This is a genomic window from Bacillus sp. BPN334, from assembly GCF_008368885.1.
Lineage (GTDB): Bacteria > Bacillota > Bacilli > Bacillales > Bacillaceae_G > Bacillus_A > Bacillus_A wiedmannii.
The window spans coordinates 1-26277 of the sequence record NZ_QOZW01000004.1 but is presented as its reverse complement, the minus strand read 5'-3'; the positions used below and the strand labels follow the sequence as shown (position 1 = coordinate 26277).

Genomic DNA, 26277 nt, shown 5'->3' with positions numbered 1-26277 from the left:
AAAGATATGGAGACTATTACACCACTAATAAAGAAAAAGAAAGAACGGAAAAAGGGTAACGAATCATCACCATGGCGCCAAGCGTATAAAAAAATTAAGAAAAATAAGATGGCATTGTATGGCCTATACGTTTTAATATTTATGTTTTTATTTAGTTTTATCGGTCCGATCTTTTCACCGTATGCTGATGGGAAAGTACAAGTAACACAAATTAATAAACCACCCAGCTTGTCACATTGGCTTGGAACAGACCAGTTGGGACGAGATATTTTAACTAGACTTATGCAAGCAGGACGTATTTCATTAACAATTGGTTTAGCGTCGATGCTACTATCCGTTATACTAGGTGCTCTATTAGGAGCAATTGCTGGTTTTTATCGAGGGGTTGTGGATCATCTAATTATGCGTGTTGCGGATGTGTTAATGTCCATTCCGGGATTACCGCTACTTATTATAATGGGAGCAATTTTATCAGAATGGAAATTACCATCGGAATACCGTTTATATGTTGTAATGATTATTTTAAGTTTAGTAGGATGGCCAGGACTTGCCCGGCTTGTGAGAGGACAAATTTTAACATTGCGGGAGCAAGCCTTTATGCAAGCAGCAGATGTATTAGGATTAAAGGATTCTCGGAAAATTATTCATCATTTAATTCCTAACGTCTTTCCGTTGCTTATTGTTGTAGCAACTTTGGGTGTTGCAGGTTCAATTTTAAGTGAATCCGCACTAAGTTACTTAGGCCTCGGCGTCGTTCCACCTACACCATCATGGGGGAATATGATTAGTGCAGCTAACTCGTTAATTGATTTCCAAAAGCGTCCGTGGTTATGGATTCCGCCTGGTTTTGCAATTTTTATAACAGTTGTATCCATTAATTTACTTGGTGATGCACTTCGTGATGCGTTAGATCCAAAGATGAGACGGTAGGTGAGAAGGTATGAGTAAAGCGGTAGTAGAGCTGAAAGACTTACAAACACACTTTCAGACAGAAGAAGGGACAGTAAAAGCTGTGAATCATGTTAGCTTTACAGTTCGAGAAGGTGAAACTGTTTGTGTTGTAGGCGAATCAGGTTGTGGGAAAAGTGTAACAGCTTTATCTATTATGGGACTTATTGCTGAATCAGGCAGTGTAGTAGGTGGAGATATTTTATATGAAGGAAAAAGTCTTTTAGGAATGAAAGAGAAAGAGCTTCGTAGTTTACGAGGTAATGATATTGCGATGATTTTCCAAGAACCGATGACATCGCTGAATCCAGTCTTCACTGTAGGGGAACAAATCGTAGAGACGTTAAGGGAGCATGAATTACTTAGTAAGAATGAAGCGTATAAGAAGGCAATTGAGTTAATTCGTAAAGTCGGCATAGCTCGTGCGGATGAAATCGTCCATTCATATCCGCACGAACTGAGTGGTGGTATGTTACAACGTATTATGATTGCTGTTGCACTTAGTTGTAATCCGAAGTTATTAATTGCGGATGAACCGACAACGGCTCTTGATGTTACGATTCAAGCTCAAATATTAGACTTATTAAGACAAGTAAAAGAAGAATTTAAAACATCCATTTTATTAATTACACATGATTTAGGCGTTGTAGCAGAAATGGCTGATTACGTTGTCGTTATGTATGGTGGGAAAGTAATTGAAGAAGCACCAGTACTAGAAATATTCCAAAATCCGAAACACCCGTATACGAAAGGCTTGCTGAAATCAAAACCAGTGATGGGGAAACGAATAGATAAACTATATTCTATTCCAGGGCAAGTTCCTAATTTAGTCGGTTTGGATGAATTTTGCTACTTCAGCGGTCGTTGTGAGCATTGTATGGAAATATGTAAAGAAGAAGCGCCAAATCTGAATGTACATGATGAGAATCATAAAGTAGCTTGCTGGTTATATGAGGAGCGTGCGGGACAATGAGTGAACCATTATTAGAAGTAAAAAATTTAAAAACATATTTCCCAATTAAAGGCGGCATATTTAGTAGAACGATTGGACATGTGAAAGCAGTTGATGGAGTAAGTTTTACTATTAATAAAGGTGAAGTTTTCGGTCTCGTTGGTGAATCAGGAAGCGGAAAAACGACGATAGGAAAAACAATTTTACGTCTCGTTCAAAAAACGGAGGGAGAAGTGAAGTTTAAAGGACACGATGTTCATTCTCTATCAAAAGAGGAATTGAGAAAACATCGTCCTAATATGCAGCTTGTGTTTCAAGATCCATTTAGCTCATTGAATCCGAGAATGAGGATTGGAGAAGCACTTGGCGAGCCGATGTTGGCTCACGGACTAGCGACGAAAGAAAATGTTCGTGAAAAAGTGACAGAAGTATTAGAGTTATGTGGCTTAGCCCCATATCATATTGACCGGTATCCTCATGAGTTTTCTGGTGGACAACGTCAGCGTATCGTTATCGCAAGAGCTATGGTATTAAATCCGGAATTTATAGTAGCTGACGAACCTGTGGCAGCACTAGATGTATCTATTCAAGCACAGATCATTAATTTATTTAGTGAGTTACAGGAGAAAAAGGGACTATCTTATTTGTTCATTTCACATGATTTAAGCGTAGTAGAGCACTTATGTACGAAAATTGGAATTATGTATTTAGGAACGATTGTGGAAACAGCGCCGCGTGATGAGTTATTTGCGAACCCACTGCATCCGTATACAAAAGCATTGTTATCAGCTGTGCCAATACCAGATCCAACAGTGAAGCGAGAGCGGATTATACTAGAGGGTGATATTCCAAGTCCAGCAAATCCACCTTCGGGTTGTCGCTTTCATACACGTTGCCCGTTTGCAACAGATATTTGTAAACAAACGGTACCAGAATTCCGTAATGTTGGTGAAGAGCATTTTGTTGCTTGTCATCATGTATAAAAGAAAAGGACCCTTTCAAATTGAAAGAGTCCTTTTTTTATTTACTAGATGAAGTTTGTTGCAATACAAATTTCTCGATTGCGTGAGCAACACCATGCTCATTATTTGTTAATGTTACGACATCACATAATTTTTTTACATCTTCTTCAGCGTTTCCCATTGCAACTGATAAGCCAGCTACTTGTAACATTGGCACATCATTAAAGTTGTCCCCAATCGCAATAGTATCTTCAATTGGTATATTGAAATAAGCAGCCATTTCTTGTAGACCGTTCCCTTTATGACCATGCTTATCCATAATTTCTAAATTAGTAGGAGCTGATGCCGTAACTGAAATATCAGTGTCTTCTTGTAACATGCTTAATAGCTGTGCACGATGCGCTGCATTAAATGTCAAAATGAAGAATTTAGATATTTCTAATTCTGGATTATTTACAACATCTTCTATTTTTTGGAAATCAGTAATTAAGTTTGATTTCTTTTGTTTTTCTGTAATTCTTTCAAGTTCTTCAAGTGTAACATCTAGTGCATGCTTGTTTTCTTCGAACGCTTGCATGACTTGATCTTGCCATGTATATGGAGAATAAACTCCTTTATTCGTATATAGCTTATAAGGAAAACCTTCAGATTCTAGTAATTTTGCAAGCTTGTATACTTTATCGTTTTGTAAACAACGCGAGTTAATTACTTTTCCATCCACATAAACAATTGCCCCATTGCTCGCTCCAACTGGAAGAGATAGTTTATATTCTTCCAATAATTTCAAAGCATCCTCTTTTGCACGACCAGAACAAATCATGACTATATGACCAGCCTCTTTTGCAGTTTGGATAGCTTGTAAGTTCTCTTTGGAGATTTCAAGATTAGATGATAGTAGCGTACCATCCATATCTAATGCGATTAATTTCAAAATGACCACCTCTTTGCTTTTATTATACATAGTTATATAGAGGAAACATATAAACTTATCTTGGAAAGATCGTATTTTATCTCGCGTGAACCGTCAGTAAAAATTTGATAGGCGCCATCTTATTACTTTGAATATGCACTTTAATTTGTAACAAAAATAGAGGTATGTATGAGGGTGTTTCGTTATATGACTGTAATGTTACAATAACATTACAAATGTCAGTTTAGTAGAAAGTGCATTAAAACGGGGTTTTTAAGGGTGTTTATAAAAAAACGTAAAAAAAGTGTAATAAAATTTACGTAATTATATTGCAACGTAGCAATAGTTATGTTACATTAATGTTACAAACGTTACGTTAATAACTTTAATGTAACGCTAACATAAAAACTATGAAATAAACATTTCTTAGAAATTACATATAGATAACTTATTAAAAAGGAGGATACATAAAATGAAAGAGCAAGTATTACAAGTAACAAAAGGTGACTTCGTAGGATCAGCAAGTGGAGCAGTAGTATTAACAGCATTAATCGTATTTCTATCAAGCGTATTAGTATAATAGAAGTTTTGTAATAAAAGAAAAAGAGAGGAGAATGAAAGATATGAAAGAGCAAGTATTACAAGAACAAAAGGTATGAAAGAGCAAGTATTACAAGTAACAAAAGGTGACTTCGTAGGATCGGCAAGTGGAGCAGTAGTATTAACGGCATTAATCGTATTTCTATCAAGTGTATTAGTATAATAGAAGTTTTGTAATAAAAGAAAAAGAGAAAGAGAGGAGAATGCAAAATGAAAGAGCAAGTATTACAAGTAACAAAAGGTGACTTCGTAGGATCGGCAAGTGGAGCAGTAGTATTAACGGCATTAATCGTATTTCTATCAAGTGTATTAGTATAATAGAAGTTTTAAATCATACAAAATGAAAGGAGAATGAGGAATATGAACAGTGAACAAGTGTTACAAGTAACAAAAACAGATTTATTAGGATCATTAGGTGGAGCGGTAGTATTAACATCATTTATTTTATTCCTTGCAAATGTATTAGTATGAGACATATAAATACAATCATTCAAAAAAAATAAAGACTCTAGCATATTAGTAAGTAGTTAATATGTTGGGGTCTTTTTTGTTTTCCTCTCATATATATCTTCAAGTATTAATATTCCCTCCGTCATGTAAAGAGAAAAAAGTCGAATTTTATATGTAAGAAAAAAAGAGGAATTTGACAGAAAAGATAGAAAATTTTAAAGGTCAGAATTTGTTAGCTTGCTAACTAATTTCTATTAATTGATGTTGGAAGCGTTTTCGGTTGGTTTTAAGTATGGACCATTTAATCTATTTACAGGGGGATGAGAATTTTATGAAACAAAAATCTATGGATACGCTAGCTGCACAAATGGAGGACTTTTTTCCGGTACGTGATGTAGATCATTTGGAATTTTACGTAGGAAATGCAAAGCAATCAAGTTATTACCTTGCGAGAGCATTCGGTTTCAAAATTGTGGCTTACTCTGGATTAGAAACTGGTAACCGTGAAAAGGTATCTTATGTTCTTGTGCAAAAAAATATGCGTTTTGTTGTGTCTGGAGCTTTAAGTAGCGATAATCGTATCGCAGAATTTGTAAAGACACATGGTGATGGTGTAAAAGATGTTGCTTTACTTGTTGACGATGTTGACAAAGCATACTCGGAAGCTGTGAAACGTGGTGCCGTCGCGATTGCTCCACCTGTGGAATTAACAGACGAGAACGGTACATTGAAAAAAGCAGTTATTGGTACGTATGGTGATACAATTCACACGCTTGTAGAGCGTAAAAATTATAAAGGAACATTTATGCCAGGATTCCAACAGGTGGAGTTTAATATTCCGTTTGAAGAGTCAGGTTTAATTGCTGTAGACCACGTAGTTGGTAATGTTGAGAAAATGGAAGAATGGGTTAGCTATTATGAGAATGTTATGGGCTTTAAACAAATGATTCATTTTGATGATGACGATATTAGTACAGAGTATTCAGCATTAATGTCGAAAGTTATGACAAATGGAAGTCGTATTAAGTTCCCTATTAACGAGCCAGCAGATGGAAAGAGAAAATCGCAAATTCAAGAATATCTAGAATTCTATAATGGAGCAGGTGTACAACATCTTGCTTTATTAACAAGCGATATTGTTAAAACAGTGGAAGCGCTTCGTGAAAATGGCGTGGAGTTTTTAGATACACCTGATACTTATTATGATGAGTTAAGTGCGCGAGTTGGGAAAATTGATGAAGAAATTGATAGGTTAAAAGAATTAAAGATTTTAGTAGATCGCGATGAGGAAGGATACTTACTACAAATCTTTACGAAACCAATTGTAGATCGTCCAACTTTATTTATTGAAATTATTCAACGTAAAGGTTCTCGCGGATTTGGAGAAGGGAACTTTAAAGCATTATTTGAATCAATTGAAAGAGAACAGGAACGTCGCGGAAACTTATAAGATTTGTATCCACCAGCAAAAGTCTCTTTGCTGGTGGAAATTTCATTTTTATAGGGAGGAATCATGATGAAATTTGTTACATTTCGTCTTCCTTCGAAAGAAATGCGAGCTGGATGGCTTGAAGGTGACAAAGTAATTGATATCAATCTTGCTAGTGATGGAAAATTACCTTCTTCTATGTTCGCCTTTTTAGAGAAAGCGGATGAGTATGTAGAAGTATTGCGTAATATAGAGAATCCAGAAAAGGGTATATATTCCTTAGAGGAAGTGCAATTAGCGGCGGCAATTCCTAATCCGAGTAGTATTCGGGATTTTTACGCGTTTGAACAGCATGTAAAAACGGCCCGCGGCCGGAGAGGGCTAGAGGTTGTACCTGAATGGTACGATATCCCGGTTTTTTATTTTACGAACCATCGTGCTGTAATTGGTCCGGATGATTTTGTAATTGGTCCGAAGAAATCTAAAAAGCTTGATTATGAGTTAGAGATCGCTTGTGTAATTGGGAAAGAAGGAAGAAATATTTCTCGTGAGCAAGCAGAGGAATACATTTTTGGTTATTGTATTATGAACGACTGGAGTGCAAGGGACTTACAAGCAACAGAAATGAAGGTAGGACTTGGTCCAGCAAAAGGAAAAGATTTTGCAACTTCATTAGGAGCGCACCTTGTTACGAAAGAGGAATTGGATGTTTATCGTAACGGTGACCGTTATGAGTTAGAGATGACTGCTCATGTAAATGGAAAGCTATTATCAAAGGGGAACTTCCAAGATATTTACTATACATTTGCTGAAATGATTGAACGTGCTTCGGAAGACGTTACGTTATATCCAGGCGATGTGATTGGTTCTGGGACAGTAGGAACAGGTTGTGTTTTAGAATTGGGTACGGAAGAGTGGCTGCAAGATGGGGATGTTGTAGAACTTACGATTACTGGTTTAGGTACGTTACGTAATACGGTCAAAAAAGAAATGGAAGCAGGTGATGGGCATGTTTTATCGTCACATGGGGGAGCTACCTCATAAACGACATGTACAATTCCGTAAAAAAGATGGGTCGCTTTATCGCGAACAGGTAATGGGAACAAAAGGTTTTTCTGGTACGCAATCTATTTTGTACCATCATTATATGCCAACGGAAGTAGGTCATGCGGCATTATCTCATTCTTGTCAGTTGCAGTATGAAGAAGATGTAGCTCTTGCTCATCGTCATTTTCGCACAAAAGAAAATAAAAAAACTGGCGATGCAGTAAGCGGAAGAAATTTTATGCTTGGGAATGAGGATTTATTAATTGGAATAGTGGCTCCAACAGAAAAAATGGACTATTTCTACCGTAATGGTGATGGTGATGAAATGTTATTTGTTCATTATGGAACAGGGAAAATTGAAACGATGTTTGGAACGATTCACTATCGAAAAGGTGATTATGTAACAATCCCAATTGGAACGATTTATCGTGTTATTCCAGATGAAGGAGAGACTAAATTTCTTGTTGTAGAGGCAAATAGTCAAATCACAACGCCGCGTCGCTATCGGAATGAATATGGACAATTGTTAGAGCATAGTCCGTTTTGTGAGAGAGATATTCGTGGTCCTGAAAAATTAGAGACGTATGATGAAAAAGGTGAGTTTGTCGTAATGACAAAGTCGCGAGGGTATATGCATAAACATGTTTTAGGGCACCATCCGTTAGATGTTGTTGGTTGGGATGGCTATTTATATCCGTGGGTCTTTAATGTAGAGGACTTTGAACCAATCACAGGTCGTATTCATCAGCCACCTCCAGTACATCAAACGTTCGAAGGTCACAATTTCGTTATTTGTTCTTTCGTACCACGTTTATACGACTATCATCCAGAATCTATTCCGGCACCATATTATCATAGTAACGTGAATAGTGATGAAGTACTGTACTATGTAGAAGGAAACTTTATGAGCCGGAAAGGTGTGGAAGAAGGTTCTATTACACTTCATCCGAGCGGAATTCCTCATGGGCCGCATCCTGGTAAAACAGAGGGAAGTATAGGGAAGAAAGAAACACTTGAACTAGCTGTTATGATAGACACGTTCCGTCCGCTTCGTATTGTAAAGCAAGCACATGAAACAGAAGATGAAAAATATATGTATAGCTGGATTGAAGAAGGGTCACATACTATGAAATAGGTAAAAAGAGGCATGCTCAATAAGTGAGCATGCCTCTTTTGTGGAATCGACATGTATAATAATACCAAAAAAAAATACGGAAAGATATATAGAAACAACGATAAGGATATTGTATGTTCCGAAAGATTTCTACTTATTTCGACAAAAGTATTGACTGGGGAAAGTACAATGAGTAAAATAAAAAAGCGAATTAAAAATTTTCAGAAAATTTAAAACTTGGAGGAGCATGCTATGAAGCAAATTTTTCAAAAGAAGCCTATTGCAAAGCTAATGCAAGAGAGTAAGCAAAAGACGTTAGCAAGAACATTGGGTGCATTGGATTTAACTATGCTTGGAATCGGGGCAATTGTTGGAACAGGTATTTTTGTTCTAACGGGCGTGGTAGCAGCAAAACATTCTGGACCAGCTATTATATTATCATTTGCGATAGCCGCGTTAGCCTGTGCCTTTGCTGCATTTTGTTATGCTGAATTCGCTTCTTCAGTTCCTGTCTCAGGCAGTGTGTATACGTACACATATGCGACGATGGGAGAGGTATTCGCATTTTTAATTGGATGGGACTTAATGCTTGAGTATTTACTCGCTACATCTGCTGTAGCAAACGGTTGGTCCGCTTATTTTCAATCTTTATTAAAGGGATTTGGGATCCATATTCCTACCATTCTCTCCTCGGCCCCTGGTACAGGAAAGGGTGGAATAATTGATTTGCCTGCGGTTCTAATTATTTTAGTGATGACAGTTCTTTTATCTAGAGGTGTTCGTGAAAGTGCACGAATAAATAACATTATGGTGTTTATTAAATTAGCGGTTGTTCTCATCTTTATCTTTGCTGGTTTTAATTATGTAAAACCTGAAAATTGGACACCTTTTATGCCGTTTGGCTTAGATGGTGTAATGGCTGGAGCTGCGACAGTGTTCTTCGCATTCATAGGATTCGATGCAGTTTCAACGGCAGCAGAAGAAGTGAAACGTCCACAACGTGATTTACCAATTGGCATTATTGCATCTTTATTAATTTGTACGGTTCTTTATATTGTTGTTTCACTTATTTTGACAGGAATTGTTCCATACGGACAGTTAAATATATCAGATCCAGTTGCTTTTGCACTTCAATTTATTGGACAAGATAGTTTAGCGGGAGTAATTTCAGTAGGAGCAATTACAGGAATCACAACAGTAATGTTAGTTATGATGTATGGGCAAGTACGTGTTTCGTATGCAATGAGTAGAGATGGATTATTGCCGAAGCGCCTTGCTAAAGTCCATCCAAAATTTAAAACACCATTTTTAAATACATGGACAACAGGAATTATTGCAGCACTTATTTCAGGATTAATAGATTTAAATGTGTTAGCGCATCTTGTAAATATGGGGACTTTATCAGCCTTTGCACTTGTAGCTGTTGCTGTTATTGTAATGAGAAGAACTCATCCTGATTTACCAAGAGCATTTAAGGCACCGCTTGTACCATTTTTACCAGCATTAACGGTGATTTTTTGTTTATATTTAATGCTTCAGTTATCCGGAACTGCTTGGATTAGTTTTGGGGTATGGATGGTTATCGGTATTGCGGTTTACTTCTTATATAGCCGAAAACATAGTGCTTTAAATAATAGTAAAGACGAAGAAGATGCAGCAAATTTATAAGTTGAAAAATCCATTCTAATTCTGTTAGGATGGATTTTTTATTCTGAAAATTTACATTTTTCTGATTGTGTATATAATATAATTGTTGGGGAACTGAGGGGTGAATGTATGAAAAATACGTGGCGTGAGTTAAGGGAGATGGACCGAAACATATGGATTCGGTTTATTGGCGAAACGTTAAATGGAATTGCAATGATGATGTTGATGCCTTTTTTTGCACTATATTTAAAAGATAAGGTGGATTCGTTATTGGAAGTAGGGGTTATTATGGCACTTTCTCCGATTGCCGCAAGTTTCGGTTCTCTTCTTGGTGGGAGGATTGCTGATATATATGGAAGAAAGCCAATAATGATCTTTTCAATGGTGAGTAATGCTTTGTTCATGCTAGGTTTTTTATTTATAGAAGGATTTATTCCTTATGCTATTTTATCTATTTTTTTAGGACTCAGTAATTCATTATTCCATCCCGCTGCATCAGCGATGGTTGCGGATGTAACAGCACCTGAAAAAAGAACCGAGGCATACGGTTTATTGCGGATGGGGTACAATATAGGTGCTGCAATTGGCCCGATAATGGGTGCTTCAGTAGTTATGTTGTCGAAGAACCTTGTGTTTATTATTGCCTCGTCTACGATGTTATTTTATGCATTACTTGTATTCATTCTTATTCAAGAGACAATGCCAAAGGGCGCGAATAAAGAAGAGAATAAAGAAAAGGAATCAGGGGCGGTTTGGAAAATTGTAATGAGAGATAAGGCACTAATGATTTATTTGTTAGCAGGTATCATTATTTCGATGGGATTTTCTCAAACAGAAGGTATGTTGCCGCTGCACTTTGATAATGAAATGAAAGGCATTTTTGGAACTAACAATCCATATCCATATTTAATGGCTTTAAATGGACTATTAGTTGTGTTGTTCCAATTTCAAATTTCAAAATGGGCCACAGATAAACCTGTCGGAAAGACGATGTTATATGGTGCATGTTTGTTCGGGATTGGTTTGTTCTTTATAGGATGGTTACCGAAGTGGTTTGGAGAATTTGATGCAAATGCTACGATTATTTTAATAACGTTGCTGTTCGTTTATGCCATATATACGTTAGGTGAGATGATTATGTCGCCTGTACAGATGACGTTTGTAGCGAATTTGGCTCCTGAGCACTTGAGAGGGACTTATATGGGAGCTGCAAGTTTGCAGTGGATTACAGGAGGCGCATTCGGTCCACTTCTTGGTGGTTTTTTATTGGATCGATTACTTGGCCACTTTCTATTTACAATTTTAGCTGTAGGATGTGTAGTTGCAGGTATTGTATATGTTTCTTTAGATCGTCTCGTTGAGCAAAGGCAAAAAGGCAAACTGACCAAACAATCTTCTTAATGAGTAGATGACATACACAAAAAGGGGATTTCTACATATTTTAGGTACATAACTAGATTGGATTACAATTTTATCCCACTATTTGTGGGCAGTAAGACTTCCACCTCAAAATTCGGCGGGAGATAACTGCCCGATTGGTGCGGGCTGATAATTAGTGGGGATGGCCCCTCGTTAATGAAAGTTTCACTGTATTTTAGAATTTAATTTTGTATATTTATGAAGAAAGTTAAGTAGAAAAAGTATAGAAAACCAATAAGTGGTGTCATTTAATTATTTGTGGAAGTTACATTTTATTTCAAATAGGAACTACCTATTTTTATAAAAAGTGCTAAAATAGAAAAATGAAAACAATTGGTTAGGGTGATTTCAGTGACAAAAATTAAATTAGGTTTATTATATGGTGGAAAATCAGCTGAGCATCAAGTTTCGCTACAAACGGCTCTTGCTGCTATTAAAGCATTAAATCAAGATAAATTCGAGATTCATCCAATTTATATTACAGAACAAGGTCAATGGGTGCGCGGTGAGCGTATTGAAGGTGAAGTAACAGATGTTGAAGTTCTAAAAATGAGCGGCGCAGAAAATGCGATTTCTCCGCTATCATTAAGTACAGAAATCATTCCATCTGCAGCTTCTGAAGAAAATGCTATTGACGTTATTTTCCCATTATTACATGGACCAAATGGTGAAGATGGAACGGTTCAAGGATTATTAGAATTAATGAACATTCCTTATGTAGGAAATGGTGTTCTAGCATCAGCTGCTGGTATGGATAAAGTTGTTATGAAAAACATCTTCGCAGAAGCTGGATTGAAACAAGCGAAGTATGCATCGTTTATTCGTAGTGCATGGGAAAAAGATTGTGAAACAGCATATGAAAAAGTAGAAGAAGTTTTAGGATATCCTTGCTTCGTAAAACCAGCAAACCTTGGTTCAAGTGTTGGTATTAATAAGTGTAAAAATCGTGAAGAGCTTGAGAATGCATTTGAAGAGGCATTCCAATTTGACCGCAAAATTATTGTAGAAGAAAATATCGTTGGACGTGAAGTAGAAGTTGGTGTATTAGGTAATGATGAACCGAAATGTTCAGTTGTAGGTGAAATCGTACCGAAAAAGGACTTCTATGATTATAAGTCGAAATATATCGATGGCGATACAGCATTAATTATTCCGGCTGAAATGACAGAAGAAGAGTCTAATGTCATTAAGCGAGATGCAATTATTGCATTCCAATCGTTAGATAGTGCTGGCTTAACAAGAGCTGATTTCTTCTTAACGAAAGATGGAGAAGTATATATTAACGAAGTGAATACGATGCCAGGGTTTACGCCGTTTAGTATGTTCCCTCTACTATGGCAACATACTGGATTACCGTATCCGGAATTAATTGAAGAGCTAATTCGTTTAGCGATTGAGCGTCACGAAGAAAAACAAAAAATTAAATATACAATCTAACAAAAAAGGAGGAAGCACTATTCGCAGGAATAGTGCTTCCTCTATGTAAGGAGTGTTCTCATGATAAATCGAACGTTAAAACAAGTAGAACAGATGGTAAATGGTACGGGATTAGCAGAGCAATATGAGGGAATTACTATACAAGGAGTGTCTATTGATACGAGAAAAATCGAAAAAGGCAACCTATATGTTCCGATTCAAGGTGAACGTTTCGATGGACATGCTTTTGTAGATAAAGCCGTTGAAAATGGAGCTGTGGCGACATTATGGATGAAAGATGTAGCAAATCCACCTAAGAATCTTCCCGTTATTTTTGTAGAAGACACGCTATCGGCATTACAAATGTTAGCGAAAAACTATCGCGATCAATTGGATGTGAAAGTTATTGGTGTGACAGGGAGTAATGGTAAAACATCTACAAAAGATATTGTAACAAGTCTTCTTGCAACTAAATTCAAAGTTCAAAAAACAGAAGGCAACTTTAATAACCATATCGGGTTACCTCTTACTATTTTAAACTTAGAAGAAAATACAGAAGTAGCTGTATTAGAAATGGGTATGTCAAGCCAAGGGGAAATTGAATTCTTATCTAAGTTAGCTCGTCCAAATGCAGCTATCATTACGAACATTGGTGAGGCACATTTAATGGACTTAGGCTCTCGTGAGGCAATTGCTGAAGCGAAATTAGAAATTGTGACAGGATTACAAGAAGGTGGAGTGTTCGTATATAACGGAGATGAGCCATTATTAACAAATCGTGTTCCTGAAATGAATTTAATAGCTGAAACAGTTACTTTTGGCGATGCTAGAGCAAATGATTACTATCCAACGACTGTAACATTACAGGCAACTGGGACACATTTTAAAATGAATAGAGAAGAAAATATTTCATTTTACTTACCAGTATTAGGAAAACACAATGTGTACAATACGCTTGCTTCAATGGCAATTGCGAAATATTTTGGTGTAACGTGGGAAGAGATGAAAGAAGGTTTAGTAACACTTCAAATGACAGGCATGCGTATGGAAATTGTAAAAACAAATAGTGGATTAACAATTATCAATGATGCTTATAATGCAAGTCCGACAGCTATGGAAGCAGCATTCCACTTAATGAACGGTTTAGATGGATTTGCTAAGAAGATCGTTGTACTCGGTGATATGTTAGAGCTTGGAAATCAAGAAGTACAGTTTCATTATGAAGTCGGTAAATTAATCGATCCAGCAAAAATTGCATATGTGTTCACATATGGTAAATTAGGGGCTCAAATTGCTGAAGGAGCAAAAATTAATTTCCCTATTGAGCGTGTAAAAGCGTATGATAATAAAGAAGAGCTAGTAAAAGAGTTACAAGCAGTAGTTGATGTTAAAGATGTTGTATTAATAAAAGCATCTCGCGGCATGAAATTGGAAGAAGTAATTACGATGTTGAAATAATTGGTGTATATAAATAGGGATGATAGATGCGAAAATAGAAGAAACTTATAATAAGCGCTTACAGTAAATATAAAAAAATAAAAGTGAAGAAAAAAACTCTGAATATGAAAATAAGGTAACAGTTGGGTTTGCTTTTTGCACATACAAAACTTATAATTGATAAAGTGTAATAACGTTTAGAAGTATTTTCGCGAAGAATATACGCCCGTTTATATACGTGAGCATTCAGGAAAAGGGCTTTTCCGCAAATTCGGAAAACGCCTTTTTTTAAATGATAAGTATAGGATAGAAAAGGAGAAGTAACATTGACAACATTTCGAGAATTAGGATTAAGTGAGTCTTTACTACAATCTGTTGAAAGTATGGGCTTTGAAGAGGCTACGCCGATTCAAGCTGAAACAATTCCACATGCATTGCAAGGTAAGGATATTATTGGGCAAGCGCAAACAGGTACAGGGAAAACAGCAGCATTCGGATTACCACTATTAGATAAAGTGGATACAAATAAAGAAGCAGTTCAAGGTATTGTTATCGCGCCAACGCGTGAATTAGCAATTCAAGTTGGAGAAGAGCTGTACAAAATTGGTAAACATAAACGCGTTCGTATTTTACCAATCTATGGTGGTCAAGATATTAACCGCCAAATTCGTGCTCTAAAAAAACACCCACACATTATTGTTGGTACGCCGGGTCGTATTTTAGATCATATTAACCGTAAAACACTTCGCTTACAAAACGTAGAGACAGTTGTTCTTGACGAAGCGGATGAAATGTTAAACATGGGCTTCATTGAAGATATTGAAGCGATTTTAACAGATGTGCCAGATACACATCAAACATTATTATTCTCAGCGACAATGCCAGATCCAATCCGTCGTATTGCTGAGCGTTTCATGACTGAGCCTCAACACATTAAAGTAAAAGCAAAAGAAGTAACAATGCCAAACATTCAGCAGTTCTATTTAGAAGTGCAAGAAAAGAAAAAGTTTGACGTATTAACACGCTTATTAGATATTCAATCTCCAGAGCTTGCAATCGTATTCGGTCGTACAAAGCGTCGTGTTGATGAATTATCAGAAGCATTAAACTTACGTGGTTATGCAGCAGAAGGTATTCACGGTGACTTAACACAAGCGAAGCGTATGTCTGTATTACGTAAATTTAAAGAAGGTGCTATTGAAGTTCTTGTTGCAACAGACGTTGCTGCACGTGGTCTTGATATTTCAGGCGTAACACATGTATATAACTTCGATATCCCACAAGATCCAGAATCATACGTTCACCGTATCGGTCGTACTGGCCGTGCAGGTAAAAAAGGTATTGCAATGTTATTTGTAACACCACGTGAATCAGGACAATTAAAAAATATCGAGCGCACTACAAAACGTAAAGTTGATCGTATGGAAGCACCGACACTTGACGAGGCATTAGAAGGTCAACAACGTTTAATCGCTGAAAAACTTCAAAGCACAATTGAAAATGATAATTTATCATACTACAAGCGTATTGCAGAAGAAATGTTAGAAGAGAATGATTCTGTAACAGTAGTAGCTGCTGCTTTAAAAATGATGACAAAAGAGCCAGATACAACTCCAATCGCTTTAACATCAGAACCACCAGTTGTTTCAAGAGGTGGCGGTTCTAAAAAACGTGGCGGTAACGGAGGCGGATACCGTGATGGTAACCGTAATCGTAGTCGTGACGGACGCGGCGGTGGCGATGGTCGTAACCGTGATCGCAATCGTGATGGTGGTAGCCGTGGTGGCGATGGCCGTAACCGTGATCGCAATCGTGATGGTGGTAGCCGTGGTCGTAAAGGTGAAGGTCAAGGTCGCCCTGGATCTTCAAATGGACGTGGCGAAAGAAAACATCATAGCCGTCCACAAGCTTAATAAAAAAGAGAATGCCCTTTGCTGGCATTCTCTTTTTTTATTTCTGTAATTGTACATACTACATAATAACTTGTGTAGAAAAGAGGTGCTACATGCTTGTAAGACTTGGGTATGTTGCGATGAGTGTACATTTAAAGAATGCATCTCCATCTCAAACGATGACATATGCGCAGTTTCAACGAATTGATGATCGGGAGGCTGCAATTCGTAAACTCGAAAGAATTGCTAATTCGAATTTAGAAAATTGTTTACGGTTATTAAAGCATAATAAAGGGCATGATATATCTTTCTTTCGGCTTAGTTCCAAACTTGTTCCTTTGGCGAATCATGAGGAGTTGTTAGAGTGGAACTATATTCGCCCCTTAAAAGAAAATTTAAAAGTGCTAGGTGATTACGCTATTCGAATGAATATGCGTATTGATTTTCATCCAGATCATTTTGTTGTGCTGAATTCACCTGAGAAGAATATTTTTAAACAATCTGTAAAGACATTGCAGATGCATAAAAAATTATTAAAAGGTATGGGAATTGCACATAAGCAACGATGCGTATTACATGTGGGTGGAGGTTATAACGATAAGGAACTCGCATTAGAACGATTTATAGAAAATTGGTCAAGTGTTCCAAGAAGTATCCAAGAGATGATCATATTAGAAAATGATGATACGACTTTTTCTTTAGAAGAAACATTGTATTTAGGTGAAAAATTAGATATTCCAGTCGTGTTTGATTTGCATCACCATATGATGAATAATGATCGAGAAGATTGGCATGAAGATTGGGCGCGTGTTGTACATACGTGGGAATCGTCTTTGTTACCGGTGAAAATGCACATTTCTAGTCCTAGAGAGGGAAAAGACCCGAGAGCACATGCGGACTTTATTAATGTAGATACTTTTTTATCTTTTTTAAAAAAGATAAAGGGAAGTGTTTCGCAAATTGATTGTATGATTGAAGCGAAGAAGAAGGATGAGTCTTTATTTCAATTAATGAGAGATTTAAGTAAACAAACAGATGTAGAAATTGTCGATGGTGCGAGCTTTTATATTAAATAAGCTCTGCACCATCGAATTTTTTTGTTAATAAAGGGGTGCAAATACCGCCAATGATCAATCCTGTTAAATGGCTTATAGGGTTAGCAGAGGGATTGAAGAAAGTGAATAGTAGTAATATACATATCATGATTGAAAAAATAGCGATGTCTCTTGGATTGGAAGAACGATATCGACTATACAATAGAAATAATTGTGCACCTAGCAATCCGAAAATACCACCAGATGCTCCGGCATGAATATATTCAAGAGGCATAATGAGATAAGAAGAAATATTTCCAAGAATACCAGAAAGGAAAAAAATAATAATGAAAGAAAAGTGTCCTAGTTGTTTTTCAATAGAAGAGCCAAGCACAAATAAACAAATACTATTAGAAAGGAAATGTTGTAAGTCTACATGTACAAGTAAGGAAGTTATGAGACGCCACCATTCTCCTTTAGCGATATATTCATTGTAGGATGCCATAGGAAAGAGAAGGAAGTCGCTTGACATAATCATGACTAATTGTATGAGAAGTAAAGCGATGACGATTGGTTGTAAGGAAATGCGGGCAGAAGGTATTAGCATGTTGTGAGTATCACTCCTTTTGCATCAGAAAGATTCTCTGTTATTCTTACAATATGAAAAAAGAAAGCTAAATAGAAGAAGGGGATTTTGAAATGATTGTAGGAATTGGAATCGATATTATTGAATTGAATCGAATTGAAAAAATGCTAGATGGAAAACTTAAATTTATGGAGCGTATTTTAACTGAAAGTGAACGTAATGTTGCTAAGGAGCTGAAGGGAAGTCGCCTTACAGAGTTTGTAGCTGGAAGATTTGCAGCGAAAGAGGCGTATTCAAAAGCGGTAGGAACTGGTATTGGAAAAGAAGTAAGTTTTTTAGATATTGAAGTAAGGAATGATGATAGAGGTAAGCCGATTCTCGTTACAAGTACAGAGCATATTGTTCATTTATCAATTAGTCATAGTAAGGAATTTGCTGTTGCTCAAGTTGTTTTAGAAAGCTCGTCACGCTAGTCTGCATATTTTATATCTTTGTCTCATATATTTGATGTAGCGATAAGGAAGGTACATCTTCCATTCATTTATAGGGGCAAAGGGGCTGAAGTGATGAAAAGGCGTCTGTTTTTAGTTCTTGTCGGTTTATTAACCGTTTTTGTGTTGGCGGGTTGTATGGAAAAGAAACAAGATGATGTTGTGAGAGATTTAGAGGCGAAAGTAAAAGGGATGAAAAGTTATCAAGCTGAAGCGAAATTATCTATTAAAACAGGAAATGAGCCTCAGGAGTACAAGGTAGAAATATGGCATAAGGAACCTTCTTTTTATCGTGTGAATTTGCAGAATGCGAAAAAAGATCAAAGCCAAATTATTTTAAGAAATGAAGAAGGGGTATTTGTATTAACGCCAGCACTTAATAAGAGTTTCCGTTTCCAAAGTGATTGGCCGCAAAATAGTAGCCAGGCTTACTTGTATGAATCCCTTGTGAGAGATATTTTACAGGATAAGAAAAACCTTACTTTTGAAAAAACAGATAAGTATTATATTTTTAAAACAAAAACAAACTATCAACATCAAAACATGTTGCCGAAACAAGAGATTACATTGAAGAAAAGTGATTTAACACCAGTTTCGGTGAAGTTAATGGATAATGATCAAAATGTTCTTGTGAAAGTAGATTTCTCAAAAGTGAAATTTGATGCGAAATTTGATAAAGGTGCATTTGATACGAAACAAAATATGTCTAGAGCGCAAGTAGATGTTCAAACAACAGCGAAAGAAGACAAACCATTTGCTATTTTGTATCCGCGTGATACGCCGCAAGGTATGGTTTTGAAAGATGAAAAAGAGTTGAAGACAGACAGTGGCAAGCGTGCGATACTCACATACACTGGAAGTAAGAAATCCTTTACTTTGATACAAGAAAAGGCAAAAGTTGCAGAGGCTTCGTCAGCGATAAGTGTGAGCGGAGAATTGGTTGATCTTGGTTTCACGATTGGTGCATTGACGAAAGAATCTGTAACGTGGTCGCATAACGGAGTAGAATATATGCTCGTGTCTAAAGGTTTAGAGCCGAAGGAGCTATTAATGGTTGCTCGTTCAGTTACAGAGAAGCAAGTGAAGTAAACTTCTTAGACGTGGTGATATATGTGCACCACGTCTTTTCTTAGTTTGAAGGGTGGATTTCATAAAAGAAGCATATAAAAGAATAAGCTTCGCATATCGTGTATAAGGAAGTGTATTTATGGAAGAAGCACCATTTTACCGTGACACTTGGGTGGAAGTGGATTTAGATGCGATCTATAACAATATTACACACATTAAAGATTTCATTCCAAGTGATGTAGAGATTTTTGCTGTAGTCAAAGCGAATGCATATGGACACGATTATGTACCGGTAGCTAAAACGGCATTAGAAGCAGGGGCGACAAGGTTAGCGGTTGCCTTTTTAGATGAAGCTCTAGTGCTTCGAAGGGCTGGTATTACTGTACCGATTTTAGTGTTAGGTCCTTCCCCGCCTCGTGATGTCAATGTAGCTGCTGAAAATGATGTAGCGTTAACTGTTTTTCAAAAAGAATGGGTAGATGAAGCGATCAAACTTTGGGATGGTTCATCTACAATGAAATACCACATTAATTTCGATAGTGGTATGGGGAGAATTGGAATACGCGAACGAAAAGAATTAAAAGGGTTTTTAAAGAGTTTAGAAGGTGCGCCGTTTTTAGAATTAGAAGGAGTTTATACACATTTTGCAACAGCGGATGAGGTGGAGACTTCTTACTTTGATAAGCAATATAACACATTTTTGCAGCAGTTAAGTTGGTTGAAAGAGTTCGGAGTGGATCCTAAGTTTGTCCATACAGCTAATAGTGCTGCAACGCTACGTTTTCAAGGGATTACATTTAATGCAGTACGAATTGGCATTGCGATGTATGGGTTATCCCCGTCTGTAGAAATACGCCCTTTTTTACCGTTTAAATTAGAACCGGCGCTATCGCTGCATACGAAAGTTGCTCATATTAAACAGGTGATTAAAGGGGATGGGATTAGTTATAACGTCACTTACCGAACGAAAACGGAAGAATGGATTGCAACTGTTGCGATTGGATATGCAGATGGATGGCTTAGAAGATTACAAGGGTTCGAAGTGCTTATAAATGGTAAAAGGGTACCGATTGTAGGTCGAGTAACAATGGATCAATTCATGATACACCTTCCTTGTGAAGTGCCGCTTGGTACGAAAGTTACACTCATTGGAAAACAAGGTGATGAGTATATTAGTGCTACTGAGGTTGCTGAATATTCCGGGACTATTAATTATGAAATTATTGCAACGATAAGCTTCCGTGTGCCGAGAATATTCATACGGCACGGCAAGGTTGTAGAAGTAATCAATTATTTGAACAATATATAGAATGTAGTATGATTTGCTGCTTGTCATTTGAGAGGACTGTTCATTGGTTAAGAATAAGCTCATTTTGATGAGAAGCTTTTTACTTATCATTACTTTTAACATAATTTAACGTGAATTTTGCAGGGGAACTCTTTCGTTTCTTGTTTGTAATAAGATAAAAATAAAAGAATATGAATGTTTTGTTTGTGAATTGGAAAACATAAGCAAGGAATAAGGAAGTCTTTGCAACAGGCTCCATACAATGGTATTATTACAATAGGTGTCATATATATATTTGGGTGTGTAGTTGACGGTGGAGGTGTATTTTTGTGTCCGAATCAAGTGTAACTACTGAAATCGTGGTTCGGTTGCCAAAGCAAATGGTAACGGAATTGGACGGAATTGGAAAACAAGAGAATAAGAATCGCCATGAACTAATTTGCCAGGCAACACAACTGTTATTGCGTCAACATAAGACGAAGAAACGCTACCAACATGAATCAATGCGACGTGGGTACATTGAAATGGGAAAAATTAATCTTGGTATTGCATCGGAAGCTTTCTTAGCAGAGTATGAAGCAGCTCATACAGTAGAACGCTTAGTTAGCGGGGGGTAATATTTTGATTGTAAAACGCGGCGACGTGTATTTTGCAGACCTTTCCCCAGTTGTTGGTTCTGAGCAAGGAGGCGTTCGTCCGGTTCTTGTCATTCAAAATGACATCGGAAATCGTTTTAGTCCAACGGTGATTGTAGCGGCTATTACTGCACAGATTCAAAAAGCTAAATTACCCACTCATGTGGAAATTGATGCGAAAAAGTACGGTTTTGAGAGAGATTCTGTTATTTTACTTGAGCAGATTCGAACAATCGATAAGCAGCGCTTAACGGACAAAATCACTCACTTAGATGAAGTGATGATGATTCGTGTAGATGAAGCGCTACAAATTAGTTTAGGACTAATAGATTTTTAAATCGGCAGTTTAAGTTGCTCTCTTTACAGGGCAACTTTTTTTTATTATAGAGGAGGTTACGGTTGTATATGGAGATGGTAGATAATCGACAAGCGTTAATGAAAATGTTAGTGAAGGAATTAGGCTTTACCGAAAAGCAAGTTCGTCATGTTATTCAATTAACAGAAGAAGGTAACACAGTTCCATTTATTGCTCGTTACCGAAAAGAATGGACAGGCTCTTTAGATGAAGTGCAAATTCGTACAATTTTAGAGAGATGGCAATATATGATGCAGCTTGAAGATAGGAAAGAAGAGGTTCTTCGTCTTATTGATGAGAAGGGGAAACTGACAGGAGAGTTACGTCAGCAAATTGTTAAAGCTGTAAAGTTGCAAGAAATAGAAGATTTATATCGTCCATATAAAGAGAAAAGAAGAACGAAAGCAACGATTGCAAAAGAAAAAGGACTAGAGCCGTTAGCTGAATGGTTATTGTTATATAAGAAAGAAGATCCAAATCAGAAGGCAGTGGAGTTTATTAACGCAGAGAAAGAAGTGCAATCTGCAGAAGAAGCATTACAAGGTGCCCAAGACATTATTGCAGAAATCGTTTCAGATGAAGCAGCTTATCGTAGTTGGATTCGTAATGTTACTTTTAGAAAAGGTGTTATGTCTTCGTCCGTAAAAGATGAAGAGAAAGATGAAAAGAATATATATGAAATGTATTACAGTTATGAAGAACCGTTGCAGAAAGTAGTACCGCATCGTGTATTAGCGATGAATCGCGGTGAGAAAGAAGATATATTGAGAGTTTCTGTTGTTCCACCAGTAGATGAGATAGTAACTTTCTTATATAAGAGAGTAATTCGTGATAACGATTCTAAAAGTGCACATTATGTAAAGTTAGCAATTGAGGATGGTTATAAACGATTAATTCAATCCTCCATTGAAAGAGAGATTCGAAAAGAATTAACAGAAACAGCTGAGGAACAAGCGATACATATTTTCTCTGAGAACTTACGTAATTTGTTATTACAACCTCCAATGAAAGGAAAGGTTGTGTTAGCTTTAGATCCTGCATATAGAACGGGTTGTAAATTAGCTGTTGTAGATGATACGGGGAAGGTTCTATATATTGATGTTATTTATCCGCATCCACCTGTTCGTAAATATGAAGATGCAAAAACGAAAGTTCTTTCCATTATAGATAAATATCAAGTTGAAATGATTGCGATTGGGAATGGTACAGCTTCTAGAGAGTCGGAAGAATTTATAGTTGATGTATTGCAAAATGTGAAACAAGAAGTCTTCTATATTATTGTGAACGAAGCTGGTGCGAGCGTGTATTCGGCCTCCGATTTAGCTCGTGAGGAATTTCCGAATTTACAGGTTGAAGAAAGAAGTGCTGTTTCTATTGGGAGACGTCTGCAAGATCCACTTGCTGAACTTGTGAAGATTGATCCTAAATCAGTTGGGGTTGGACAATACCAACATGATGTATCTCAAAAGAGATTGAATGAATCATTAACATTTGTAGTAGAGACGGCAGTTAACCAAGTCGGTGTGAATGTAAATACAGCTTCAGTTGCGTTATTGCAATATGTTTCGGGTTTATCGAAAACTGTTGCGAAAAATATTGTGGCAAAGCGTGAAGAAGAAGGGAAATTTACAAAACGAACAGACTTAAAGAAAATACCGCGTTTAGGTGCGAAGACATATGAACAATGCATAGGTTTCTTACGTATATTAGAAGGGGCAAATCCGTTAGATCGAACGGGTATTCATCCAGAACAATATAAAAATGTTGAATTGTTATTGAAGAGTCTAGGGTTATCAAAAGATGACGTAGGACAATTGCAATTACAAAAGAGCTTAGAAGAAGTGGAGATTTCTAAGTTATCGCAAGAAACGGGAGTTGGGGAGCCGACATTAGTTGATATTATAGATGCGCTCATTAGTCCAGAGCGAGACATGAGGGATGAGTTGCCTAAACCGCTTCTGAAAAAAGGGATTTTGAAATTAGAAGATTTAAAACGTGGTATGGAACTGGAAGGAACAGTTCGTAACGTTGTTGATTTTGGTGCTTTTGTTGATGTAGGTGTAAAACAAGATGGTTTAGTACATATTTCTAAACTAAGCAAACAGTATGTGAAGCATCCGTTAGATATTGTATCTGTCGGACAAATCGTCAAGGTATGGGTAGATGATATTGATACGAAAAAAGGTCGCGTTGCACTATCCATGTTGCCGATTGAATAGTAAGAGAAGAGAGCAGATGAAACTGCTCTTTTTTTATGGGATAAAACGTGTAATGGATTATGAGCTTTGATGTATTTTGCTATAATAAAACCAGCATTCATTTAGTAATTTAATTTGATACCGGTTTTTTTCAAAATATGCGCGTTGCATTTGTTTTTTTAGCCACGTAGGCATAGGAATCCCTCCTTGTTTAATCCTACTCTCAAAAATCTAAGGTACTATTGATGAGAGGTTGGTGAGTGGATTTCTATTCATGCTATATTTTTAGAAACCACGCTTCTTGAATGAGGATGGGTATATGTACTATTTAATATATGTATAAGGGAGGAGAAAAGTGTAAAAATATTTTTTAGTTTAGGAGGAATGAGAGTGGATGAGCAAGAAATACAGCGTCTGGTGGAAGAAGTATCACTACAATACTTCGGAATGCCATTTTTACATAGAGCTATGTTCAACAGTAGGTTGCGAACAACTGGTGGACGTTATCTATTGAATACACACAATATTGAACTGAATTATCTATATTACGAAATGTATGGGAAAGAAGAGTTAGTCGGAATCATTAAACATGAGCTTTGTCATTATCACTTACATATTACAGGAAGGGGCTATAAGCACCGGGATAGAGATTTTCGTGAATTGTTAAAAGAAGTTGATGCGCCACGCTTCTGTAAACGAATAATTAATGAAGAGAAGGAAAAAAAGGTTTATACGTATGAATGTATGGGCTGTTCGCTTCAATATGTAAGAAGACGTCAAATAAATACAAAAAGATATGTCTGCGGAAAGTGTAAAGGGAAACTGAACCTGATAAAGAAAATATCTTGACAGTGAAAACGCAATCCAGTATATTATAAACATGTCACGTTTGTACAAGATGTTGTGAAAAAACATCTTGACTTACGATAAGAAATTTTATAAGATACAAATTGTCTTTATTATTCCGCAGTAGCTCAGTGGTAGAGCTATCGGCTGTTAACCGATCGGTCGTAGGTTCGAGTCCTACCTGCGGAGCCATACAGAGAAGTACCCAAGTGGCTCAAGGGGCTCCCCTGCTAAGGGAGTAGATCGCTAACGCGGTGCGAGGGTTCGAATCCCTTCTTCTCTGCCATACATACTGGCCCGTTGGTCAAGTGGTTAAGACACCGCCCTTTCACGGCGGTAACACGGGTTCGAATCCCGTACGGGTCACCACTTCGGAGGATTAGCTCAGCTGGGAGAGCACCTGCCTTACAAGCAGGGGGTCGGCGGTTCGATCCCGTCATCCTCCACCATATAAATTATATAAATAGTATCATCGCGGGGTGGAGCAGCACGGTAGCTCGTCGGGCTCATAACCCGAAGGTCGCAGGTTCAAATCCTGTCCCCGCAACCAAATGGTCCCGTGGTGTAGTGGTTAACATGCCTGCCTGTCACGCAGGAGATCGCCGGTTCGACCCCGGTCGGGACCGCCATTTTAACTTCTGCTATTTGGCAGTTGTTTTTTGTTGGACATTATGTTACAATAACATTTGTCTTTGAAAAGAAGATAAATATTTCGATGGGCTATAGCCAAGCGGTAAGGCAACGGACTTTGACTCCGTCATGCGCTGGTTCGAATCCAGCTAGCCCAGCCATTTACGAGCCATTAGCTCAGTTGGTAGAGCATCTGACTTTTAATCAGAGGGTCGAAGGTTCGAATCCTTCATGGCTCACTTTTGTTTTTTCCGCGCGGTCGTGGCGGAACGGCAGACGCGCTAGGTTGAGGGCCTAGTGGGGGAAACCCCGTGGAGGTTCAAGTCCTCTCGGCCGCATCAAAAAATCTTTTTTAAAAAGTACTTGCATTTGAAAATGTAGTATGATAAGATAATTGAGTCGCCAAAATACAACGACGAAAAAACATCATGAATAAGCGCCCGTAGCTCAATTGGATAGAGCGTTTGACTACGGATCAAGAGGTTAGGGGTTCGACTCCTCTCGGGCGCGCCATAACGGGAAGTGGCTCAGCTTGGTAGAGCACCTGGTTTGGGACCAGGGGGTCGCAGGTTCAAATCCTGTCTTCCCGACCACGCGGGTGTAGTTTAGTGGTAAAACAAGAGCCTTCCAAGCTCTGGTCGAGAGTTCGATTCTCTTCACCCGCTTTTAGTTCTTTGAAAACTGAACGAAACAAACAACGTGAAACGTCAATTTTTATTTTTAGATGCTAGACAAACTAACTTTATTGGAGAGTTTGATCCTGGCTCAGGATGAACGCTGGCGGCGTGCCTAATACATGCAAGTCGAGCGAATGGATTGAGAGCTTGCTCTCAAGAAGTTAGCGGCGGACGGGTGAGTAACACGTGGGTAACCTGCCCATAAGACTGGGATAACTCCGGGAAACCGGGGCTAATACCGGATAA

Annotated in this window: 26 protein-coding genes, 12 tRNA genes and 1 rRNA gene; 36 read left to right on the top strand and 3 right to left on the bottom strand. The window is 37.5% G+C overall.

The features are described from left to right. Positions 1–6 precede the first annotated feature (6 nt). The 3 genes from opp4C to DN393_RS03800 are packed head-to-tail and all read left to right on the top strand — an operon-like array spanning position 7 to position 2883. On the top strand, positions 7–930 hold the full coding sequence (opp4C, locus tag DN393_RS03810) for an oligopeptide ABC transporter permease (protein WP_064474380.1): 924 nt from the start codon (positions 7–9) through the stop codon (positions 928–930). Positions 931–940: 10 nt separating this feature from the next. Further along, the gene (locus DN393_RS03805) at positions 941–1921 is read left to right on the top strand and encodes an ABC transporter ATP-binding protein (protein ID WP_000030797.1); all 981 of its coding nucleotides are present in this window, start codon (positions 941–943) and stop codon (positions 1919–1921) included. Next, entirely contained in the window at positions 1918–2883 is a 966-nt protein-coding gene (locus DN393_RS03800; RefSeq protein ID WP_098101587.1) for an ABC transporter ATP-binding protein, read from the top strand. Before DN393_RS03805 ends, DN393_RS03800 begins: the two co-directional genes overlap by 4 nt. Before the next feature lie 37 nt (positions 2884–2920). Here DN393_RS03800 and DN393_RS03795 read toward each other — a convergent pair whose 3' ends face one another. Continuing rightward, positions 2921–3793: a Cof-type HAD-IIB family hydrolase gene (locus DN393_RS03795; protein ID WP_142315334.1), complete on the bottom strand. Its 873-nt coding sequence runs from the start codon at positions 3791–3793 to the stop codon at positions 2921–2923. Between the two features lie 451 nt (positions 3794–4244). Here DN393_RS03795 and DN393_RS03790 point away from each other — a divergent pair, with 451 nt between their 5' ends. The 13 genes from DN393_RS03790 (at position 4245) to uvsE (ending at position 17299) form a co-directional block, all read left to right on the top strand. Further along, on the top strand, positions 4245–4352 hold the full coding sequence (locus DN393_RS03790) for a DUF3948 family protein (RefSeq protein WP_000664237.1): 108 nt from the start codon (positions 4245–4247) through the stop codon (positions 4350–4352). Positions 4353–4427: 75 nt separating this feature from the next. Beyond that, complete coding sequence (locus DN393_RS03785) at positions 4428–4535, top strand: DUF3948 family protein (RefSeq protein ID WP_000664237.1); 108 nt, start codon at positions 4428–4430, stop codon at positions 4533–4535. Between the two features lie 47 nt (positions 4536–4582). Further along, positions 4583–4690 carry a DUF3948 family protein gene (locus DN393_RS03780; protein ID WP_000664237.1) on the top strand — a complete coding sequence of 36 codons (108 nt, stop codon included), beginning with the start codon at positions 4583–4585 and terminating at the stop codon, positions 4688–4690. Positions 4691–4732: 42 nt separating this feature from the next. Further along, entirely contained in the window at positions 4733–4843 is a 111-nt protein-coding gene (locus DN393_RS03775) for a DUF3948 family protein (protein WP_001083700.1), read from the top strand. A gap of 310 nt (positions 4844–5153) precedes the next feature. Next, the gene (hppD, locus tag DN393_RS03770) at positions 5154–6272 is read left to right on the top strand and encodes a 4-hydroxyphenylpyruvate dioxygenase (RefSeq protein ID WP_000810916.1); all 1119 of its coding nucleotides are present in this window, start codon (positions 5154–5156) and stop codon (positions 6270–6272) included. A 66-nt stretch (positions 6273–6338) separates the two neighbouring features. After that, a complete protein-coding gene (locus tag DN393_RS03765) occupies positions 6339–7295 on the top strand; it encodes a fumarylacetoacetate hydrolase family protein (RefSeq protein ID WP_064475238.1) in 957 nt (318 codons plus the stop codon). Further along, positions 7261–8433 (top strand): homogentisate 1,2-dioxygenase, encoded by a 1173-nt coding sequence (locus tag DN393_RS03760; protein ID WP_064475237.1) that lies wholly within the window; start codon positions 7261–7263, stop codon positions 8431–8433. Before DN393_RS03765 ends, DN393_RS03760 begins: the two co-directional genes overlap by 35 nt. Before the next feature lie 231 nt (positions 8434–8664). After that, on the top strand, positions 8665–10080 hold the full coding sequence (locus DN393_RS03755) for a branched-chain amino acid transporter BcaP (protein ID WP_000809356.1): 1416 nt from the start codon (positions 8665–8667) through the stop codon (positions 10078–10080). Positions 10081–10188: 108 nt separating this feature from the next. Continuing rightward, positions 10189–11460, top strand: a complete 1272-nt coding sequence (locus DN393_RS03750; protein ID WP_064475236.1) for an MDR family MFS transporter — start codon at positions 10189–10191, stop codon at positions 11458–11460. A gap of 369 nt (positions 11461–11829) precedes the next feature. Then, complete coding sequence (locus DN393_RS03745; RefSeq protein ID WP_000161438.1) at positions 11830–12915, top strand: D-alanine--D-alanine ligase; 1086 nt, start codon at positions 11830–11832, stop codon at positions 12913–12915. Positions 12916–12975: 60 nt separating this feature from the next. Then, positions 12976–14352, top strand: a complete 1377-nt coding sequence (murF, locus tag DN393_RS03740; protein ID WP_064475235.1) for a UDP-N-acetylmuramoyl-tripeptide--D-alanyl-D-alanine ligase — start codon at positions 12976–12978, stop codon at positions 14350–14352. A 305-nt stretch (positions 14353–14657) separates the two neighbouring features. Next, positions 14658–16244, top strand: coding sequence for a degradosome RNA helicase CshA (gene cshA, locus DN393_RS03735; RefSeq protein WP_000206596.1), 1587 nt, complete (start codon positions 14658–14660; stop codon positions 16242–16244). A gap of 92 nt (positions 16245–16336) precedes the next feature. Beyond that, complete coding sequence (gene uvsE, locus DN393_RS03730) at positions 16337–17299, top strand: UV DNA damage repair endonuclease UvsE (RefSeq protein ID WP_088048235.1); 963 nt, start codon at positions 16337–16339, stop codon at positions 17297–17299. On the opposite strand, the gene DN393_RS03725 is transcribed toward uvsE, so the two are convergent. Next, positions 17292–17864: a rhomboid family intramembrane serine protease gene (locus tag DN393_RS03725; RefSeq protein ID WP_064475233.1), complete on the bottom strand. Its 573-nt coding sequence runs from the start codon at positions 17862–17864 to the stop codon at positions 17292–17294. The two genes, uvsE and DN393_RS03725, sit on opposite strands and share 8 nt — an antisense overlap. A gap of 92 nt (positions 17865–17956) precedes the next feature. On the opposite strand from DN393_RS03725, the gene acpS reads away from it, so the two are divergent. The 6 genes from acpS (at position 17957) to DN393_RS03695 (ending at position 23899) form a co-directional block, all read left to right on the top strand. Next, positions 17957–18316, top strand: a complete 360-nt coding sequence (gene acpS, locus DN393_RS03720; protein ID WP_000635044.1) for a holo-ACP synthase — start codon at positions 17957–17959, stop codon at positions 18314–18316. Between the two features lie 156 nt (positions 18317–18472). After that, the gene (locus tag DN393_RS03715; RefSeq protein WP_149173330.1) at positions 18473–19423 is read left to right on the top strand and encodes a LolA family protein; all 951 of its coding nucleotides are present in this window, start codon (positions 18473–18475) and stop codon (positions 19421–19423) included. Between the two features lie 118 nt (positions 19424–19541). Beyond that, entirely contained in the window at positions 19542–20711 is a 1170-nt protein-coding gene (gene alr, locus DN393_RS03710; protein WP_000390587.1) for an alanine racemase, read from the top strand. 308 nt (positions 20712–21019) lie between these two features. Continuing rightward, positions 21020–21307 (top strand): antitoxin EndoAI, encoded by a 288-nt coding sequence (locus DN393_RS03705; protein WP_000004570.1) that lies wholly within the window; start codon positions 21020–21022, stop codon positions 21305–21307. A 4-nt stretch (positions 21308–21311) separates the two neighbouring features. Beyond that, the gene (gene ndoA, locus DN393_RS03700; protein WP_000635963.1) at positions 21312–21662 is read left to right on the top strand and encodes a type II toxin-antitoxin system endoribonuclease NdoA; all 351 of its coding nucleotides are present in this window, start codon (positions 21312–21314) and stop codon (positions 21660–21662) included. Between the two features lie 68 nt (positions 21663–21730). Beyond that, positions 21731–23899 (top strand): Tex family protein, encoded by a 2169-nt coding sequence (locus DN393_RS03695; protein ID WP_064475232.1) that lies wholly within the window; start codon positions 21731–21733, stop codon positions 23897–23899. A gap of 57 nt (positions 23900–23956) precedes the next feature. On the opposite strand, the gene cmpA is transcribed toward DN393_RS03695, so the two are convergent. Further along, complete coding sequence (gene cmpA / locus DN393_RS03690; protein WP_001143642.1) at positions 23957–24073, bottom strand: cortex morphogenetic protein CmpA; 117 nt, start codon at positions 24071–24073, stop codon at positions 23957–23959. 189 nt (positions 24074–24262) lie between these two features. Between cmpA and DN393_RS03685 the strand changes: the two genes are divergently transcribed. The 14 genes from DN393_RS03685 to DN393_RS03620 all read left to right on the top strand — a co-directional run. Next, entirely contained in the window at positions 24263–24727 is a 465-nt protein-coding gene (locus tag DN393_RS03685; protein ID WP_149173324.1) for a SprT family protein, read from the top strand. Positions 24728–24841: 114 nt separating this feature from the next. Continuing rightward, positions 24842–24916, top strand: a tRNA-Asn gene (locus DN393_RS03680). Between the two features lie 3 nt (positions 24917–24919). Next, positions 24920–25010, top strand: a tRNA-Ser gene (locus DN393_RS03675). 8 nt (positions 25011–25018) lie between these two features. Beyond that, positions 25019–25093: transfer RNA gene (locus DN393_RS03670), tRNA-Glu, on the top strand. A 4-nt stretch (positions 25094–25097) separates the two neighbouring features. Then, positions 25098–25173: transfer RNA gene (locus DN393_RS03665), tRNA-Val, on the top strand. A gap of 24 nt (positions 25174–25197) precedes the next feature. Beyond that, positions 25198–25274: transfer RNA gene (locus tag DN393_RS03660), tRNA-Met, on the top strand. A 3-nt stretch (positions 25275–25277) separates the two neighbouring features. Further along, positions 25278–25353: transfer RNA gene (locus DN393_RS03655), tRNA-Asp, on the top strand. Positions 25354–25440: 87 nt separating this feature from the next. Continuing rightward, positions 25441–25515, top strand: a tRNA-Gln gene (locus DN393_RS03650). Between the two features lie 5 nt (positions 25516–25520). Then, positions 25521–25593 (top strand) — tRNA-Lys (locus DN393_RS03645). Positions 25594–25609: 16 nt separating this feature from the next. Continuing rightward, positions 25610–25692: transfer RNA gene (locus tag DN393_RS03640), tRNA-Leu, on the top strand. A gap of 98 nt (positions 25693–25790) precedes the next feature. Next, positions 25791–25867 (top strand) — tRNA-Arg (locus DN393_RS03635). Between the two features lie 3 nt (positions 25868–25870). After that, positions 25871–25947 (top strand) — tRNA-Pro (locus tag DN393_RS03630). A gap of 1 nt (position 25948) precedes the next feature. Continuing rightward, a tRNA-Gly gene (locus tag DN393_RS03625) sits at positions 25949–26019 on the top strand. Between the two features lie 77 nt (positions 26020–26096). Next, positions 26097–26277, top strand: a 16S ribosomal RNA gene (locus DN393_RS03620); the annotation flags it as partial.